This window comes from Nocardioides pantholopis (genome assembly GCF_003710085.1).
Lineage (GTDB): Bacteria > Actinomycetota > Actinomycetes > Propionibacteriales > Nocardioidaceae > Nocardioides > Nocardioides pantholopis.
The window spans coordinates 2,371,527-2,383,764 of sequence record NZ_CP033324.1 but is presented as its reverse complement, the minus strand read 5'-3'; the positions used below and the strand labels follow the sequence as shown (position 1 = coordinate 2,383,764).

The following is a 12,238-nucleotide window of genomic DNA, read 5'->3' as shown; positions in this document are numbered from 1 at the left end:
ACACCCTCACTTCCATTCGATTCAAATGACATGAACTCGACTCTGCTCAGTGGAATCTAGTCGGAGGTGACCGGCGCCACAAGGCGAGGCCCAGGAGTCCGGCACAGACCGCCAGCGCCGCGCTCGAGACGGCGAACGCCGCGCGGACCGACAGCAGGTCGGTGATCAGTCCGGTCGTGGACGCGGACAGCGGCCGGAAGCCGAGGAACGCGACGAGCCACCAGGCCATCACCCGGCCGCGGAACCCTCGGTCGGTCTCGGACTGGAGCAGCGAGCTGAACCCCGCCATCCCCCAGGAGAACCCCGCCCCGGCCACGCCGAAGCAGGCGAACGCCCAGGCGGGCGAGTTCAGCGCCGCCACCAGTCCCATGCCGACGATCATCGTCAGCAGCCCGATCCAGGCGGCCTGGCCGACCGTGGCCCACCGCCGCAGCACGGGGGTGCCGAGCAGGCCGGCCAGCGAGCCGATGCCGAAGGACAGCGTGAGCGGGCCGGCCAGCAGCACGTTGCCGTGCAGGGACTCCGAGAGCGCCGGAGCCAGCGTGAGGGACGGCTCGGTGCCGATGCCGAGCAGCGCGGTCGCCCCGAGCATCACCCACAGGCGCGGGTGGGCCCGCAGGTAGGTCAGCCCGGCGCGCATCGACACCGCGGTGCCTCGGTCGCCCTCGGACCGGTGCGGGATCCGTGCCACCAGGACGAGGAGGAGCACGAACACCGCGTGGGTGGCGGCACTGACCGCGAAGGAGGCAGCGGGCCCGGCCCAGCCGAGGACGAAGGCGCCGAGCGCCGGCCCGGCGATCCGGGCCGTGGTCAGCGGGGCCGTGTTGAGGGTCATCGCGGTGTGCAGCTCGCTGGGTCGGACCAGGTCGGGGATGATCGACTGCATCGCCGGACCGCCGATCACGAAGCCGGTGCCGACCAGGAGCGAGCAGGCGAAGACCACGCCGACCAGCAGGAGCGGGCCGGGATCCACGGTCGCGAAAAACGCGGCGAGCAGCCCCGAGCCGAGGACGCAGAGCATCCGGCCGAGCACGATCTGGCGCGCGGGGTGCCTGCGGTCGGCGAGCACGCCCGACCACGGCCCCAGGACCAGCTGGGGGAGCGCCTGCGCCAGGGTGATCAGGCTGACGGCGGTGGCCGAGCCGGTGCCCTCGTAGACGACGATCGCGGCCGTCACGCCCTGCATCCAGACGCCGGCCGACGACAGGAGCTTGCCCCAGAAGAGGGTGCCGAAGGTGCGGTCGAGGACCAGGGCGCGCGCCCCGCGGGACGCGTCGTCCCTGGACTCCTCGAGCGCGGCCGGTCGCCCCCCGCCCGGCACGGTCACGCCCGCGGCGCCGCCGCGCCCTTCCGCACCTCGCGCCGCAGTAGCTTGCCCGCCGCGGAGCGGGGCAGCGCGTCGACGAAGTCCCAGCTCCGCGGGATCTTGTAGCCCGCGATCTTGACGCGCAGCTCGGCCGTGAGCGACGCGGCCAGGTCCTCGGCGGTGCCGGGGCGGTCGAGTACGACGACGGCGTGGACGCTCTCGCCCCACCGGTCGTCCGGGCGGCCGACGACGCAGGCGTCGCTCACCCCCGGCAGCTCGACCAGGGCGTGCTCGACCTCGGCGGGGTAGATGTTCACCCCGCCGCTGATGATCAGGTCGGCGGCCCGGTCGGAGAGGTAGAGGTAGCCGTCCTCGTCGAACCGGCCGAGGTCGCCGAGCGTGACGTGCCCGTCGAGGCGCGAGGCCGCAGTCTTCTCGGGGTCGCCCAGGTAGACGAACGCGAGCTCGTCGTTCCTGAAGTACACGGTCCCGACCTGCCCGGTCGGCACCTCGTTGCGGGCCTCGTCCAGGATCCGCACGCTGACGTGGGGCAGCGGCCTGCCGACGCTGCCGACGTGGGTCAGCCACTCCGGGGAGGTGATCACGGTGGCGCTGCCCTCGGTGCCGCCGTACACCTCGACCAGGATCGGGCCCAGCCAGTCGATCATCGCCCGCTTCACGTGCGGCGGGCACGGCGCCGCGGTGTGCACGATCGAGCGCAGGGAGCGGACCCGTGCGGCGTCCCGCTCGGCCTCGGGGAGAGTCAGCAGCTCCTGCATCATGAGCGGCACCAGGTAGAGCCAGGTCACGCCGTGCTCGGCGATCGCCGCCAGGGCGCCGTCCCGGGTCCAGCGCTCGAGCAGCACCACCCGGTGGCCCACGTCGAGCGCCTGGTCGGCGTACGCGAGCGGCGAGGCGTGGTACATCGGGGCGACGCCGAGGAACACGCCGTCCTCGTGGTCCGCGCCGTACCGCTCGGCCCGGGCCAGCGCCGAGCCGGCGGCCTCGACTGGGCTGATGCCGCGCAGCGGGCGCCGCACCGCCTTCGGACGTCCGGTGGTTCCGGAGGTGTAGAGCATCCGGTTGCCGGCGCCCTGGTTCGGCGGTGTGGTGGCGGCGGCCGCACGCACCGGGCCGCTCAGCCGGGAGCCGGCTCCGGGAGGTACGACGTCCACCGCGACGACCGTCTCCGGGGGAAGGCCCGCCTCGGCGACCGCGGTCCTGGCCAGCTCCATGAACGGCTCGGCGGTGAACAGGACGCGGGCGCCGGAGTCGGTCAGCACGTAGGAGATCTCGGCCGCGGTGAGATGCCAGTTGACCGGGGTGAGGTACAGCGGGATCTGGGTGGCGCCGCGGACGACCGCCATCAGCTGGTAGGAGTTCGGCAGCAGGGTCGCGACGGTCTGCTCGGGCTTCAGGCCACGCGACCAGAGGAAGTTGCTGACCCGGTTGGCGTCGTCGCGCATCTCGCCGTAGCTGATGCTCTGACCGTCGGTGTGGACGACGGCGACCCGGTCGGGGTCCTGCTCGGCGTAGCCGAAGAAGTTGCGCACGGTGGAGCCTCTCGTTGTGATGGTCAGTCCCGTCCGAGCAGGAGGACGGCGGCGGCGGTGAACATCCCGCCGAAGCCGAGTACGGCGCTGGTGCGGGCGCCGGGCACCTGGGCGGGCGCCTCGTGGCGCAGCTGGCGCACCGCCTCCTGGATCGCGAACATGCCGTACATGCCGGTGTGGGTGTAGGCGAGCCCGCCGCCGTTGGTGTTGAGCGGCAGCGAGCCGCCCGGCGAGGTCTCGCCCGCCCCGACTAGCTCCGCGGCCTTGCCGGGCGGTGCGAGGCCGAGGTTCTCCAGCCCGATCAGCGGCAGGTGGGCGAATGCGTCGTAGACCATCACGTGGTCGACCTCGGCGCGCGTCAGCCCGGACTCGGCGAACGCGTCGTCGGCCGCCCGCCGCGCGGCCGAGGAGCCGGCCGGGTCAGGCACCTGCGCGACGAGCAGCGGGTCGGCGCCCTCGCCGGTGCCGAGGACGTGGACGGCGCGGGCGCGCTGCGCGGCGGGGGCGTGCTCGGCCGAGGTGACCACCAGCCCGCCGCCGCCGTCGGTCAGCATGCACACCATCGGGACCCGGAACGGCCAGGCGAGGCTGGGTGCCGCCAGCACCTCCTCGACGCTCAGCAGGTCGCGTCGGCCGGCCCGCGGGACCCGGGCGGACCAGCGTCGCTGCGCGACGACCACCTCGGCGAGGGCGACCTCGTCCAGCCCGTGGTCGTGGAGGTAGCGCATCGCGGGCAGGGTGAACCGGGTGTACGGCGGCTTCGCGCCGTACGGCTCCTCGAACTGGCCGGTCCACGACTGCGGGTCGCGGGGCCGCGGCACCGTCCCGATCCGGGACCGCCCCGACTCGCCGTGGGTGATCAGCACCCGGGTCGCGTGGCCCGCGGCGATGGCGGCGGCGGCATGGCGGACGTGCATGAGGAAGGAGCAGCCACCGACGTTGGTGGTGTCCACCCAGCGCGGGGTGATGCCGAGCGCGTGGGCGACCCCGTGCGGGGAGTACGCGCCGGCGACGCCGTCGATCTGACCGGGCTCGAGCCCGGCGTCCGCCAGGGCACGCAGGCCGCCCTCGACGTTCAGTCCCAGCACGGACTGGTCGGGGTTGCGGCCGAGCGCGTCGGTCTCCGCCGCCCCGACGATCAGGGCGCTCATGCGGCCGGCTCCGGGCTCGGGGCGAACACCGGGAGGCTGACCGACCCGCGCTCCAGCCAGCGCAGCTCGACCGGCATGTCCAGGCGCAGGGCCTCGGGCACCGGGTCCACCTCGACGATCCGGGTCGTCATCCGCACGCCCTCGTCGAGCTCGACCACGGCCAGCACGAAGGGCGCCTCCGCGGCGAAGACCGGCTCCGGGCGGTGCACGATGACGTAGGAGTGCAGGCGGCCGCGCCCCGAGCACAGCGCCCAGCTGAGCGCGGTGGACCCGCACCCGCAGATCGCGCGGGGGTGCTGGGTGCCGGACCCGCAGGAGGCACAGCGGTGGTGCACGAGCTCGTGACGCGCTGTCGCGTCCCAGTAGGGCCGGGTCTCTGGGGTCGGCCGGGGGACGGGGTAGGGCTCGGTGGCCGTCGCAGTGGTCGTCATAGGGCCTCCGGGTGCAGGGTGAGCTCGCCGCGGTCCACGACCGTGCGGTCGCCGACCGAGGTGGTGTGGGCCCAGGTGCCGGGCCCGGTGTGCCAGGCGCGGATCGTGAGGGTCTCGCCGGGCGTCACGGGGGCGCGGAACCGGCCGGCGTACGCCGCGACCCGGCCGAGCGGGTCCGGCTCGCCGAGCCGCGCGAGCTCCCCGAGGAGGGCGCGCGCGGTGAGGCCCCAGGTGCACAGGCCGTGCAGGATCGGCTGCTCGAAGCCCGCGCGTCGGGCGAAGACCGGGTCGCTGTGCAGCGGGTTGCGGTCTCCGCACAGTCGGTAGAGCAGCGCCTGGCTCTCGGTGGTGCCGGCCTCGACTTCGAGGTCCGGGGCCCGGTCGGGGACCGGGTCGGGGTCGGAGCCGCTCTCGGGCTCCCCCCAGCCCTGGCCGCGCAGGAAGAGGGTCGTCACGGCGGTGAACACCGCGGACCCGTCCTTCGGGTCGCGGCCGGTGGCCTCGACCTCCAGCAGCGCGCCGGAGCCCTTGTCGGCGATCCGGGTCACCGTCGAGACGACCTCCACCTCGCCCGCGACCGGGAGCGGGGCGGGGAGGCGGACCCGCTGGGCGCCGTGCACGGTGGCCTGCGGCGGCCAGTCGCCGAGTCGGTCCCGCAGCGGCTTGGTGCCCCCCGCGAGCAGGGCGGCGTACGTCGGCAGGAGGCGCTGCTCGACTCCCTGGGAGTTCTCGGTCACGAGGTCCAGCTGGTCCGGCCCGGCGCCGAGGGCGAGGGCGTAGAGGAGTGCGTCGTCGGCGGTCCAGGTGCGGGCGACCGGAGCGGAGACGGCGCCGACGCTGGTGCGATCGAGCATCTCAGCCCCGCATGTCGGCGTTCGGGCGGGCGCCTGCCAACAGGTCCCGCAGGGTGGCGTCCAGCTCGCCGGGGTCGGTGCTCGGGGTCGCCGGAGCGCCGTGCTCCCAGCCGTTCGCGACCGAGACCCGCTTGCCCGACGTCAGGAAGACCCGGCCGGTCACGTCCCGTGCGCGGTCGGAGGCGAGCCACTCGACGACCGCAGCCGGGAACTCGGGGGAGCGGGTTGGGTCGTCGGGGTCGCGGCCGGCGAGGGTCGCCGTCATCCGGGTGGCCGCACCGGGCGAGACGCAGTTCGCCGTCACGCCGTACCGCGCCAGCTCCAGGGAGGCGACGATCGTCATCGCGGCGATCCCGGCCTTGGCCGCGGCGTAGTTGGCCTGACCGACGTTGCCGAACAGGCCGGAGACGGAGGTCGTGTTGATCAGCCGACCGGCCCGCTCCGGCTCCGCGGCGTACCGCTCGCGCCAGTGGTTCGCCGCGTGGTGGGTCGTCGCGAAGCTGCCCTTCAGGTGCACCTGGATGACCGAGTCCCACTCGGCCTCCGTCATCCGGGTGATGGTCCGGTCGCGCAGCACGCCGGCGTTGTTGACCAGGACGTCGAGGCCGCCGAAGGTGTCGACGGCGAGCCCGATCAGCTGCCCGGCCTCCTTCCAGGAGGAGACATCGTGGCCGCTGGCGACGGCGCGGCCGCCGGCGGCGTTGATCTCGGCCGCGACCTCCTCGGCGGGCGTCGTCCCGTCCGTCTCGCCGTCCAGGCCCACGCCGAGGTCGTTGACGACGACGGCCGCTCCGGCCGCGGCGAGCCGGCGCGCGTACGCGGCGCCGAGACCGCGCCCGGCTCCGGTGACGACGGCGACGCGTCCGGCACAGGTGCCGTCCGGGCTGACGGTGATGCTCATGGCAGGTCCTCTCCGCCGCCGAACCACGAGGTGGCCGGGGCGGTGTCGTGGGCGGTGACCCGGCCGGCGAGGCGCAGGTGGGTCAGGTGGGCGAGGGTCTCCCGGGCCGCCATCGCCCGGTCGCGGCGCGAGAGCGCGCCGAAGTCGGAGGTGCTCCAGCGCAGCTGCTGGGTCAGGTCGTAGCAGGAGGCACCCGGCTGGCCCGCGACGGCGGACTCGAGCTCGGTCAGCCGGCGCCGATGGTGGTCGACCATCGCGTCGACCCGGTCGGCGAGGCCTCGGAAGCGGTACTGGTGCCCCGGCAGCACCTCGTCCGCCGGGAGGTCCCGCACCCGGAGCAGGGAGCGCAGGAAGTCGCCGAGGATGTCGTGCTCGGCGTCGGCCTGCTGGCTGACCGCGGGGGTCACCGTGGGCAGGATGTGGTCGCCGGAGATGAGCAGCCGGTGCCGGCGCTCCAGCAGCACCAGGCTGCCGCGGGTGTGGCCGGGGGTCCACACCGTTTCCAGGTCCCAGTCCCCGTGGCGGAGGTGCTCGCCGTCGCCGAGGGCCCGGGCCCGGTCGGCCTGCGCCGCGGTCAGCGGTGGCATCACGAGGGCGCGGGTCCCGATCGCCAGCGCCTCCGGCGCGCCGACCGTGGCCATGTACGCCGACCAGACCCGGTCGGTCTCCGTGCGACGCTGCTGGCCCTGGGGGAGCAGCCGGTCCAGGTCTTCGGGGTGCATGGCCAGGCTGGCGTCCGGTGCGCGGTCGAGAAGCCAGCCGGCGAGGCCGGCGTGATCGGGGTGCAGGTGGGTGACCACGACGTCGGTGACGTCCGCAGGCGTGGCGCCGAGCGCACGCAGACCCGCGACCAGCCCGTCCCGGGACGCGTCGTCGGGCCAGCCGGGGTCGATGACCAGCAGGCCGTGATCGGCCACGAGCACATAGCAGAGCGTGTAGACGATCGGCGTGGGCACCGGGACCGCGAGGGCCCACAGCCCGGGGCGGACCTCCTCGGGTGCGGGCAGGGTGCGGGTGCGCCAGGCCGTCGCCTGGGCCGCGCTGCTGGGTACGACGCTCACGTGCGGAACTGTGTCGGCCCTCACCCGTCGCCGACAAAGACCTGATCCCGGCAGCGGGGATCGACGCTGCCTATGGGTCGACCTCCGATGCCGGCCGGCGGCGTCGACTACCGTGCGCGGCGTGGACCTCCGGCTGCTGCGCTACTTCCTCGCGGTCATCGACCATGGTGGCGTGACGCGGGCGGCCGAGGCGCTCTTCGTGGCGCAGCCGTCGGTCTCGCAGTCGCTGCGGACCCTGGAGCTGCGCCTCGGGGTCGGCCTCTTCGAGCGCGCCGGACGGCAGCTGGTGCTCACCGACGCCGGCCGGGAGCTGGAGGGCCGGGCGCGAACGGTGCTTGCGGAGGTCGAGGGCGCCCGCGAGCGGATCGAGCGGGTGACCCGGGTCGATGCCGGCCGGCTGAGTGTCGCGGCCGTGTCGACGTTGGCGGTGCATCCGCTGGCCAGCTGGGTCCGCACCCTCCTCGAGGAGCACCCGGACCTCCAGGTTCACGTCTCGGAGCCGGGCAGCGTGGGGGGTGTCCTCGCGGAGCTGCGCGACGGGATCTCGGAGGTCGGCCTGGTCGAGCTCCCGGTGCACGAGGCCTCGCTCGAGACCGTGGAGATCGGCGAGGAGGAGCTCGTGCTCGCGGCCGGCCCGCTGACGGGGGCCGGGCTCCCGGACCCGTTGCCGCGGAGCCAGGTCGCCGACCTACCGACGGGGGTGATGGCGCGCGAGCACGGCGTGTCGACCGAGAGCGAGCGGACCATGGCCGCGCTGATCGGTCGTCCGCAGCTCCGGTGCGCTCAGCGGCAGCTGCTGTGGGACCTGGTGCAGCAGGACGTGGTGGTGACCTTCGTGCCGCGTGCCGTGGCCGAGCGGCTCCTGCCCGGCGCGGTGCTCAGGTCGCTGGAGCCGCCGTTGTCTCGCCGGGTCGGACTGGCGCACCGGCCGGGGCCGCTGTCCCCGGCCGCCAGCGCGCTCCTGCGGATCGCGCTGCCGCCCCGGACGCCTCCGCCACGAACTGGCGACCGACCGGCGACACCGTCTGCGGATCCCAGGCCAGACCGACCGTGAACCCGGAGGCGCCGCTGAGCGGCACCAGGCGGGCTCCCTGACGTTCGGCGGACGACGCCGGCCGCGACCCCAGCAGGGTCGCGGCGATGCCCTCCAGCATCCACGCCATCCGCGTCTCGCGTTGCCCGACGACCGCCCGACGGCGCAGGTGCGGCTCGTTCTCGTCGATCATCGCCTCCATCCCGGCCGACAGGATCGGCCGCGGCGGCATCAGGACGAGGGGCACGTCGTGCAGGTCGGACAGCGTGGTGGACCGGTGCGAGACCGGGACGATCGGCGGGTCCGAGAGGGACCGGTCGGCCGGCGGATAGGCGACGAACACGTCGTAGGAGCCGAGCGGCAGGGTGGCGAGCTGGTCCCCGGCCCGGCCGATGTCGAGCGGGAGGCGGGTGGCGACCACCTCGGCGGTGCCGGCGGCCAGGACCTCGGCTGCCTCCTGCTCCGAGCCCAGCTCGTGGACGTGCACCACCGTCTCGGGATGCGCCCGGAGGAACGATGCGAGGATCTCGCCGAACCCCCCGTTCAGGGCCGGCGCCAGGGCCGCGAGGTCCAGGCGCGGCAGCCGGCGCCGAGGGTCGGCCGACACGGCGGCCTCGGCCTGACGGATCTCACGCAGGATCCGGCGGGTGGGGCCGAGCAGCGTGTGACCTGCCGAGGTGAGGGTCATGCCGCGGGCGGTGCGGTGGAACAGGGGAGTGCCCAGCTCGCGCTCGAGGGAGTGGACCGACTGCGAGATCGTCGACTGGTTGAGGCCAAGCACGGTTCCGGCGCCGCTGATGCTCTCGGCCTCGGCCACCGCGAGGAAGTAGCGCAGCTGCTGCAGCTCCATGACGTGCTCCCTCCCGGGCTGGGGGCCGTGGGTCGGCCGGCTCAGAGGCCCAGCGACTTGGCGATGATGACCCGCTGGACCTCGTTGGTCCCACCGTAGATGCGGGAGATGCGGGCATCGGTGTACATCCGGGCGATCGCGAACTCGCGCATGAATCCGTAGCCGCCGTGCAGCTGCAGGCACCGGTCGATGACGCGGTTCTGCATCTCGGTGCAGTAGACCTTCACGGTCGAGGCCTCGGGGGCGGTGAGCTCTCCGGCCTCGTGGGCGCGCATGGCCTGGTCGAGCAGTGCCCGTCCGGCAGTCAGGTCGACGTGACAGCCGGCCAGCTCGAACTTGGTGTTCTGGAAGGAGGACACCGGCTGGCCGAACGCCTTGCGGTCCTTGACGTACCCGATCGTGATCCGCAGCGCTTTCTCGGCCGACACCTGGGAGCCGAGGGCGATGCCGAGCCGCTCCTGGACCAGGTTGTGGGCCAGGTAGCGGAAGGCCTGCCCCTCCTCGCCGAGGAGGTGGTCGGCCGGGACCATGACGTCGTCGAAGAAGAGCTCCGCGGTGTCGGTCGCGCGGAGGCCGATCTTCTCCAGGTTGCGACCCCGGCTGAAGCCGGCGCTGGTCGTGTCGACGACGAACAGCGACAGCCCGATGCGGCGGTTGTCGTGCTCGCTGGTCCGGGCGACGACGACGACGAGGTCGGCGTTGATGCCCCCGGTGATGAAGGTCTTGCTGCCCGACAGGCGCCAGTGCTCGCCCTCGCGCCGGGCGTGGGTGCGGATGCCGGCCAGGTCCGAGCCGGTGCCCGGCTCGGTCATCGCGATCGAGCCCATCCGCGTCCCGGCGGCCATGTCCGGCAGCCAGCGTTGCTTCTGCTCCTCGGTGCCGAGCCGGACGACGTAGGGGATGACGAGGTTCATGTGGGTCGCGGCGCCGCCCAGGGAGACGCCGGCGCGTGCGCACTCCTCCGACCACACCGAGGAGTACAGGAAGCTGTCGGTCCCGCCCCCGCCGTACTCGCTCGGGACCCGGAGACCGAGCATGCCGAGGTCGCCGAGCTTGCGGAACAGCTCGTGCGGGACCCGGCCCGCGACCTCCCAGTCCGGGAAGTGCGGCACGACCTCCTTGTCCAGGAAGGTGCGCACGGACTGGCGGAACGCCTCGTGCTCGTCGGCGTAGATCGATGACTGGATCACAGGTCCTCCGGGGCGTTGGGAAGGTGGGGGTCAGCCGCGCCAGCGGCCGGTGAACTCGGGACGGCGTCCGGCGGCGAGCGCCTCCCGGGCGGTGGGGGAGTCGGTGCCGATGTTGACTACCTGGGCGGTGTTCTCGGCCTGGATCGCCTCCTGGAACGAGCGGCCGTAGGAGTGCTCGAGCAGCTGCTTGTCCAGGCGCAGGGCGATCGGCGGGGCGTCGGCCAGGCGGGTCGCGAGGTCGTGGGTGAAGGGATCGAGCTGGTCCTCCTCCACGAGCCAGGTGACGAGCCCCAGCCGGTGCGCCTCGGGTGCGTCGATCACCTCGGCGAGGTAGGCGAGCCGTTTGGCGGTCTGCAGCCCGACCGCGCGGGGGAGCAACCAGGACGCGCCGGTGTCCAGGGAGAGCCCCCGCTTGGCGAAGACCGTCCCGAACCGCGAGCGCGCGGTGGCGACGACGAGGTCGGCGCAGAGCGCCAGGCTGAACCCGGCTCCGACCGCCGCGCCGTCGACCTTGGCGATCACGGGGATCGGCAGCTCGTGCAGGGCGAGGAGCGGCCGGGTGACGTCGCCCAGCCGGTCGAGGGGATGCAGCTCGGTGCGCCGGCGTGCCGAGGTGTCGGCGCCGGCGCAGAACTCGCCGCCGCCTCCGGTCAGGACCAGCGCGCGGGCGCCGGCCCGGACGACGTCGTGCAGGTGCTGGGCGAGTACCGCCCAGGACGCCGCGTCCAGGGCGTTCTTCACCGCCGGGCGGTCGATGGTGATGGTCGCGATCGGCCCATCGAACTCCAGGCGGACCTCGTCCGGCGCGTGCTGCTCGTCCATGACGCTGATTGAACGGGCCCGGCCCAGGCCGCCACAAAGTCCGATTCCGGAAGGCACCGTGGGGCACTCCCTATGGAGTTCCGAGCATCTCGCCGATCCGCGTGAGCTGTTCGAAGGCGTCCTCGAACAGCAGCGAGAGGTAGATCCCGTCGACGTGCTGGGAGATCTCCTCGAGCCGTTGCCGGCACTGCTCCCGGGTGCCGACGACCGCGAACCGGTTGACGAGGTAGTCCTCGATGTCGGGGCGGTCGGCGAACATCGTCGCGTTGCTGGTCTTGCCGGACCGTCCGTGCGACCCGTAGTCGTAGCCGGCGTAGCGCTCGGCCAGCACCGGCGCGAGCTCAGCGGGGACGTTCTTGCCCTCGAAGGTCGACGCGAACGCGAAGTGCGAGGCGCTGACGGCTCGGGGGACGAGCCGTCGTCGCAGCTGCTCGACCTCGCTCGCATCGCGACCGATCGCGAGCCGCACGGACGCCCAGACCTCCACGGTCGGCCGACCGGCGGCCCGGGTGGAGGCCGCGGAGTCCCGGACCATCGACAGGGCGACCGGGTCGGCGCCCACGCCGGCGATCACCCCGTCGGCGACCCGCCCGGCCACGCGGGAGGTCGCCGGACCGCTGGCCGCCAGGAGCACGAACGGTTCGGCGCCCGAGCTCGTGACCTCGTCGGAGACCTGGACGGCGAAGGCCTCGAGGTCACGCAGAGGCGCGGGCCGGAGCCCGAAGGTGTGCACCGCCGAGTCGCCTCGCCCGACGCCGAGCCGGAAGCGACCCGGGTGGGCCTGCAGCAGGGACCGCGTGGCACTGGCGTGCACCGACCAGTGCCGGGTGACGGGATTGGTGACGCTCGTGCTCACGACCAGCGACGAGGTGGCGGCGAGCGCCGTCGTGCAGGCGGAGTAGAGCTCGCCGTAGTGCGGCGAGTCGCCGATGCCGAGGCCCCATAGGCCGGCGGCCTCGCCTCGGATCGCGACCTCGCGGGTCATCTCGGTGCTGAGTGGCAGCCAGTTGGCGCACAGGCGCATGGGGACCTCGTTCTCGGTGGATTGTGACGCTTGACATACGACGCCAGGTCGGATGATGATTC

11 protein-coding genes and 1 pseudogene are annotated in these 12,238 nt (G+C 73.7%); 1 reads left to right on the top strand and 11 read right to left on the bottom strand.

The window, feature by feature from the left end; all coding sequences use genetic code 11:
* Positions 1-46 precede the first annotated feature (46 nt).
* Genes EBO35_RS11440 through EBO35_RS11410 form a run of 7 tightly spaced genes read right to left on the bottom strand, consistent with a single transcriptional unit; the run spans position 47 to position 7,257 of the window.
* On the bottom strand, positions 47-1,327 hold the full coding sequence (locus EBO35_RS11440) for an MFS transporter (RefSeq protein ID WP_164477932.1): 1,281 nt from the start codon (positions 1,325-1,327) through the stop codon (positions 47-49).
* Positions 1,324-2,859 (bottom strand): AMP-binding protein, encoded by a 1,536-nt coding sequence (locus EBO35_RS11435; RefSeq protein WP_164477931.1) that lies wholly within the window; start codon positions 2,857-2,859, stop codon positions 1,324-1,326. Before EBO35_RS11435 ends, EBO35_RS11440 begins: the two co-directional genes overlap by 4 nt.
* Before the next feature lie 23 nt (positions 2,860-2,882).
* Complete coding sequence (locus EBO35_RS11430) at positions 2,883-4,010, bottom strand: thiolase C-terminal domain-containing protein (RefSeq protein WP_122817818.1); 1,128 nt, start codon at positions 4,008-4,010, stop codon at positions 2,883-2,885.
* Positions 4,007-4,441, bottom strand: a complete 435-nt coding sequence (locus tag EBO35_RS11425) for a Zn-ribbon domain-containing OB-fold protein (RefSeq protein ID WP_122817817.1) — start codon at positions 4,439-4,441, stop codon at positions 4,007-4,009. The genes EBO35_RS11430 and EBO35_RS11425 overlap by 4 nt, the downstream gene beginning before the upstream one ends.
* Positions 4,438-5,295, bottom strand: coding sequence for a MaoC/PaaZ C-terminal domain-containing protein (locus tag EBO35_RS11420; RefSeq protein ID WP_122817816.1), 858 nt, complete (start codon positions 5,293-5,295; stop codon positions 4,438-4,440). Before EBO35_RS11420 ends, EBO35_RS11425 begins: the two co-directional genes overlap by 4 nt.
* Before the next feature lies 1 nt (position 5,296).
* Positions 5,297-6,196, bottom strand: coding sequence for an SDR family NAD(P)-dependent oxidoreductase (locus EBO35_RS11415; protein ID WP_122817815.1), 900 nt, complete (start codon positions 6,194-6,196; stop codon positions 5,297-5,299).
* Positions 6,193-7,257, bottom strand: a complete 1,065-nt coding sequence (locus EBO35_RS11410) for an MBL fold metallo-hydrolase (RefSeq protein WP_164477930.1) — start codon at positions 7,255-7,257, stop codon at positions 6,193-6,195. Before EBO35_RS11410 ends, EBO35_RS11415 begins: the two co-directional genes overlap by 4 nt.
* A gap of 121 nt (positions 7,258-7,378) precedes the next feature.
* Here EBO35_RS11410 and EBO35_RS11405 point away from each other — a divergent pair, with 121 nt between their 5' ends.
* Positions 7,379-8,311, top strand: coding sequence for a LysR family transcriptional regulator (locus tag EBO35_RS11405; RefSeq protein ID WP_164477929.1), 933 nt, complete (start codon positions 7,379-7,381; stop codon positions 8,309-8,311).
* A 655-nt stretch (positions 8,312-8,966) separates the two neighbouring features.
* Here the strand turns inward: EBO35_RS11405 and EBO35_RS20010 are convergent.
* From EBO35_RS20010 to EBO35_RS11385, 4 genes and pseudogenes are all read right to left on the bottom strand, one after another.
* A pseudogene (locus EBO35_RS20010) lies at positions 8,967-9,140 on the bottom strand (LysR family transcriptional regulator); the annotation flags it as partial.
* Between the two features lie 41 nt (positions 9,141-9,181).
* Positions 9,182-10,330, bottom strand: coding sequence for an acyl-CoA dehydrogenase family protein (locus EBO35_RS11395; protein WP_241153662.1), 1,149 nt, complete (start codon positions 10,328-10,330; stop codon positions 9,182-9,184).
* 30 nt (positions 10,331-10,360) lie between these two features.
* A complete protein-coding gene (locus tag EBO35_RS11390) occupies positions 10,361-11,152 on the bottom strand; it encodes an enoyl-CoA hydratase/isomerase family protein (RefSeq protein ID WP_122817812.1) in 792 nt (263 codons plus the stop codon).
* A gap of 70 nt (positions 11,153-11,222) precedes the next feature.
* Positions 11,223-12,176: an LLM class flavin-dependent oxidoreductase gene (locus tag EBO35_RS11385; protein WP_122817811.1), complete on the bottom strand. Its 954-nt coding sequence runs from the start codon at positions 12,174-12,176 to the stop codon at positions 11,223-11,225.
* Between the last annotated feature and the right edge of the window lie 62 nt (positions 12,177-12,238).

Excerpts from the sequence above, each read along its gene's own strand:
- EBO35_RS11425 (WP_122817817.1), bottom strand. The coding sequence starts at position 4,441 with ATGACGACCACTGCGACGGCCACCGAGCCCTACCCCGTCCCCCGGCCG.
- EBO35_RS11415 (WP_122817815.1), bottom strand. The coding sequence starts at position 6,196 with ATGAGCATCACCGTCAGCCCGGACGGCACCTGTGCCGGACGCGTCGCC.
- EBO35_RS11430 (WP_122817818.1), bottom strand. The coding sequence starts at position 4,010 with ATGAGCGCCCTGATCGTCGGGGCGGCGGAGACCGACGCGCTCGGCCGC.
- EBO35_RS11385 (WP_122817811.1), bottom strand. The coding sequence starts at position 12,176 with ATGCGCCTGTGCGCCAACTGGCTGCCACTCAGCACCGAGATGACCCGC.
- EBO35_RS11420 (WP_122817816.1), bottom strand. The coding sequence starts at position 5,295 with ATGCTCGATCGCACCAGCGTCGGCGCCGTCTCCGCTCCGGTCGCCCGC.
- EBO35_RS11390 (WP_122817812.1), bottom strand. The coding sequence starts at position 11,152 with ATGGACGAGCAGCACGCGCCGGACGAGGTCCGCCTGGAGTTCGATGGG.